This window comes from Methylacidimicrobium tartarophylax, from assembly GCF_902143375.2.
GTDB classification, from domain to species: domain Bacteria; phylum Verrucomicrobiota; class Verrucomicrobiia; order Methylacidiphilales; family Methylacidiphilaceae; genus Methylacidimicrobium; species Methylacidimicrobium tartarophylax.
The window spans coordinates 1-4,997 of the sequence record NZ_CABFVA020000103.1; the positions used below are offsets into that span (position 1 = coordinate 1).

The window sequence follows — 4,997 nt, forward strand, 5'->3', positions numbered from 1 at the left end:
GGCAAGAAACGGTGTTCTTGCTATCCGTCTTCGACGGATTTTGTGTCGGAGCGATTCGCCGTCAAGGACACTTCGACTTCGTCAATCCTCCTTGACCGCGGATTGCCAAGCGGGGCTCGTTTTCCGATTTTTTGGGCATGGAGGCGAACAACCTTTTTGCGATGGCCTTACAGTTGGGTTCGGAGTGGAAGGTAACTCGAAGCGAACTTTCTCCGGTGGATCATTCCTTGATGATCTGGCTCGATTTTCGAGAGGGGCATCGGTTCCCCTGTCCGGAATGCGGGCATCCTTCTCCTGCGCACGACACGGTGGAGAAGCGGTGGAGGCACAAGAACTTCTGGCAGTACAAGACCGAGCTGATTGCGCGGGTTCCTCGGGTGGACTTCCCGGAGCACGGAGTGCGGTTGGCGGAAGTTCCCTGGGCCAGATCGGGGAGCGGGTTTACCCTGATGATGGAGGCGGTCATCCTGATGCTTTCCCAGGAGATGCCGGTTTCTCAGGTGGCCGAGATACTCAAGGAGCAGGACACCCGGCTGTGGAGAATCTTGGAGCACTACGTGCATAGTCTGTGCCCGGAGGTAGCGCGAGCGCGGCAGTGGCTGGTGGCGAATGGGGAACGGTTGCAGTCAGTTGATTTGGAAGAGGCGGATGGCTAACCGATCTTCCGCTGGTTTTTGACCATTTTGTCGATGCTTCAATGACTTTTACGCATTCGCAGGAGGCCAGCACGCAGCGCAAGCAGAAGGTCTATCGGTCTTGGATGATCCGGGAGTCGTACCGAGTGGGAAAGCAGGTCAAGACATGGCTTTGATCGCTACTGTGGCCCGGCTGCCGGAGGACGCCCAAAAGGTGCTGGCCGCCGCTTTGCACAAGAAGCCGCTCGTCGCTCTGGATGAGTTGGAAGCTCAAGGGGTGCTTGATTACGGAGGACTGGCGGTTCTAGCCTCGGCCCCCGCTTCGCTTGCCCGCCTAAATGGGCCCTGTAGGCAGAACAAAAACGTAGGACTGTCTGCTACAGTATCTTACGACACAACACGACGAAAATTGGGTTAACATCGCAGGGAGATCCATTGAACAAACGGCTCGCGAAGTGGAGATGGTCGGTGCACAAATGAAATTGAATCTCTGAGTAAGGATACGGCATGCCCATTACTGATTGGCCTTATCCCGGTTCGCGCTGGTGGAGATTCGATTTCCATACACATACACCAGCGTCCAAAGATACGGGGCCCTGGCAAAAGGCGATCCGCACAGTGGAGGAGGTAACGCCCGAGAAGTGGTTGCTAAGGTTTATGGGCGCCGACATCGACTGTGTGGCGGTGACCGACCACAACAGCGGAGCATGGATCGACCCGCTCAAGGCAGCCTATGCGCAGATGAAGGCCCATGCTGATGCCGGGCAGCCACACCAGAGCTTTCGTGAACTGACAATTTTTCCTGGGGTAGAGATTTCCGTCACCGGTGGATTTCACCTGCTCGCGATTTTTGATCCTGCTTCGACGACACGCACGATCACCGACTTGCTGGCAGCCATTCGTTATCGAGGTTCTGATGGTGACAGCGATGGAGTCACCGAGGAAGGGCCCGTAAAGGTCATTACTGAAGTTCTCCATGCTGGCGGTATCCCTATCCCCGCCCATGCCGACCGGCCGGGTAACGGAGGGAAGGCACTGCTCGCTCTGCGGGATGGAAGCAACGGGGCAAGCCGCTTAGATGCCAATACCATCAAAGGAATTTTGACAGAGTGTCCTGTATTGGCTGTCGAATGGGAGGACAGGAACCGACGTGCACCGGAATGCGTCAAGTCTCTGGTCGAGCAATTGGCACGGGTTCTGGGAAGCGACTGCCACTCGTTCCAGGGTTCCTCGGCGCCGGCTAGCCGCTACACCTGGGTCAAGATGGCTGCACCCAATCTCGAAGGGCTCCGGCTTGCCTTGCTCGACGGCAACGGGGTGTCCATCCGTCGCAGCGATGAGGATGGTTTCGATCCTTTCCGGGTACCTGCGCATTTTATCAAAGCCATCGAGATCGAGAAGGCCAGTTACATGGGCAACGGTCAGCCGGCAAAGCTAACGTTCTCGCCATTTTTCAACGCCATCGTCGGCGGGCGCGGGACCGGAAAATCGACCGTGGTGCACGCTCTGCGATTGGCCGCTCGTCGCGACGGGGAATTAGACAAGTTACCTAATGAGAGCGAAGCGCGCGAGCAGTTTGATGCTTTCCGCAAGACAACAAGGGGTCGCGATGGGGAAGGCGCGCTGCGGAACGAGACGGCCATCCGGATGGAATGGCAGCACGACGAAGAGCACGTGCGGCTCCTGTGGAGGGCGGAGGATCAGGGTTCGGCAGTCGAGGAAGAGCAGGAGGGACGGTGGCGGCCATCTTCCAGTCAGAGCATGACAGCGGACCGATTTCCGCTGCGCATCTTCTCCCAGGGACAGATTGCGGCAATGGCCGGGACCGGGCGACAATCCTTGCTTGCCATCATCGACGAGGCGAGCGCCGTAGGGCCGCTGCGCCGGGCGCTTGAGGAAGCCCGGCGTACTTTCTTTGCGGAGCGGGCGCGGCTGCGGGAACTAGACGGCAAGCTAGCTCAAATGCCGGAAGTGGAGCGCAAACTCACGGAGGCTGCTCGCAAGCTGGAAACCTTGACTAAGACCAATCACTCCTCCGTGCTGCAGGCTTTTGCCCGCGTGCAGCGCCAGCAGCGGGAGGTCGATCAGTTGTTCACTCAACTGCATGAAGGGAGCGCAACCATCCGGGACGCGGCGGAGCGCATCCTGCTCGACGAGTGGGTCGCACAGAATTTCACTGCGGATGACACCGAGCTATTGGCTTGGCGTGCCGAGGTGGATCGACTGGTACAACGGACCCAGGAACATATAGAGCAAGAGGCTCAGGTTATGGAACAGGCCATCGCCTCTTTGTGGCAGGATCCTCGACTGTGCGCCTGGCATGAGCGCGCCCAGTCCGCGCGGCGAGCCCATGACGAACTGCAAGCGCAACTCGAGGCTCAAGGGGTGGGTGATCCGCAAGCCTTCGCGCGGCTGATTCAGGAGCGGCAGCAACTGGAGGCCCAGCAGGAGGAGTTACAAAAGGCTCAGGCGGATCGCGATATACTCTGTCGGCAGATCGAAGAGCAGCTTGATCTGATCCTGCAGCGACGCCGTGAGATCACAAAAAAGAGAGAAGACTTCCTGAAGAGAGCGCTAAAGCGCAATGAACATGTGCGGATCGAGACGATCCTCTTTGGGTTCGATGCCAGACAGATCGAACGGGAATTTCGGGCTTTGATCGAAGATGAGGATCACTTTGGTGATGACATCTTATCGTTCAAACACGGCGAGCCGGCAGGCGGCATAGCATTCGAGCTTGCTCAAGCGAGCCCGTCGGAAAAGGTTCAGGCCATCGAGGAGATAAAACGCCTTCTATTGCAAGTGGATAACGGCCTCGGCGGGCACTTTCGCAACTACCTGGAACGCCAAAGCCGCAAACCGGAATTCGCCGACCACATCCTTGCCTGGTACCCGGAGGACGATCTGCGCATTGAGTATCAGCGTGATGGGGAATGGCATCCGATCCGCGAGGGATCCCAGGGGCAGCGCGCTGCGGCTCTACTGGCTTTCGTCTTGGCATTCGGCGAGGAGCCGATCGTGCTCGACCAGCCCGAGGATGATCTGGATAACCATCTGATTTATGACTTGGTTGTGCGTCAGATTCGCGAGAACAAGATGCGTCGCCAACTTCTTGTCGTGACCCACAACCCGAATATCGTGGTCAACGGAGATGCAGAACTGATCTATGTCATGGAGTTTGGCCGTGGTCAGTGCCGTGCGCAGCTGAGTGGCGCCTTGCAGGAAAAGGCTCTCCGCGACGAGGTGTGTCGCGTGATGGAAGGCGGCCGCGAAGCCTTCGCTCAACGCTGGAAGAGATTGGGAACGGAAGTGTGACATGCTCGAGAACCGCAGCGAGCTCCTGGAAAATATCCACTTGGGCGAAGGCCCTTTCTTGGAACTCAAGGAGGTTCGCTTCGCCGGCGACAAAGCAGGGGGGGCCAACGCAAACCGATCTGGCCGATGAGCTGGCCGCCTTTGTCAACAGTGCCGGGGGCGTTCTCTTACTCGGCGTCACGAACGACCGCCTAGTGATGAGCATTGCGACCGAACGGTTCGACGCGGTGGAAACTTTGGTGCGGCAGGCCTGCGAAGACTCGATCCGACCTCCCTTGGCGCCCATCATCGAATGCATGACGCTGCCGAATTCCGACAACATCGATCGGCCCGTCATCCGGATCGCGGTGGAGCGCAGCCTGTTTGTCCATCAGAGCCCGGGGGGGCTATCTACATCGGGTCGGCTCATCGAAACGTCCGATCCCGCCGGATCAGTTGACCAGGCTTTTTCAGCAGCGTAGCCAGTCTCGGTTGATCTGCTTCGATGAAACGTCGGTTCGGCACACCACACTGACCGACCTGGAAGCTCCCCCTGTGGCAGAAGTTTGCTCCGGCACAAAGCAGCGATGTGCCGGAAAATTCTCCTCGGTATAATAGGGGATGGCGGCTCGCGACGAGCAAGGCGCTTGGCGGCCAACCGTCGCCGGTCTTTCGGTAGATTCCCTTGTCGGAGCATTCCGGCTGGCGCCCTGCCGAGGGCGACGGAAGAGACAGGCTTTTCAGGAAGATCCAGAGGAAGCTGCGATCGCTGATAGAACACCAGGGTCTGAGCGGGCCATCCGATGAAGGCATCGTTGCCGCCGAGATAGTAGCCGCCCCTTTTGAGGGGAAACCCTTGGGCGAGGGCGGTCACCCGGAATAGGGTTGAACCTGAAAGGGAACCGGGGGCATGTCAAAATTGCCCAGGTACAAACATTGGCGAATCCTACGGTGGTGATGGAGTACTGTTCCGCACGCAGGCGGAACTCGCCGAACTTCCGCTGTGTAGTGTCGTAAGCGGTTGAAGCAGAACGTTAAGAGTTTTTCGTTCTGCCTACATGGCCCATT

Annotated in this window: 2 protein-coding genes and 2 pseudogenes; all 4 read left to right on the forward strand. The window is 58.3% G+C overall.

Annotation, left to right across the window (positions count from 1 at the left end):
• Window positions 1-137: 137 nt before the first annotated feature.
• Window positions 138-560, forward strand: a pseudogene (locus tag MAMT_RS08920) (helix-turn-helix domain-containing protein); the annotation flags it as partial.
• A 137-nt stretch (window positions 561-697) separates the two neighbouring features.
• Window positions 698-951 (forward strand): annotated as a pseudogene (locus MAMT_RS12020) (IS1634 family transposase N-terminal domain-related protein); the annotation flags it as partial.
• A gap of 191 nt (window positions 952-1,142) precedes the next feature.
• A complete protein-coding gene (locus tag MAMT_RS08925; protein WP_142660675.1) occupies window positions 1,143-3,950 on the forward strand; it encodes a TrlF family AAA-like ATPase in 2,808 nt (935 codons plus the stop codon).
• On the forward strand, window positions 3,947-4,411 hold the full coding sequence (locus MAMT_RS11725) for an AlbA family DNA-binding domain-containing protein (RefSeq protein WP_246186619.1): 465 nt from the start codon (window positions 3,947-3,949) through the stop codon (window positions 4,409-4,411). Before MAMT_RS08925 ends, MAMT_RS11725 begins: the two co-directional genes overlap by 4 nt.
• Window positions 4,412-4,997: the final 586 nt, after the last annotated feature.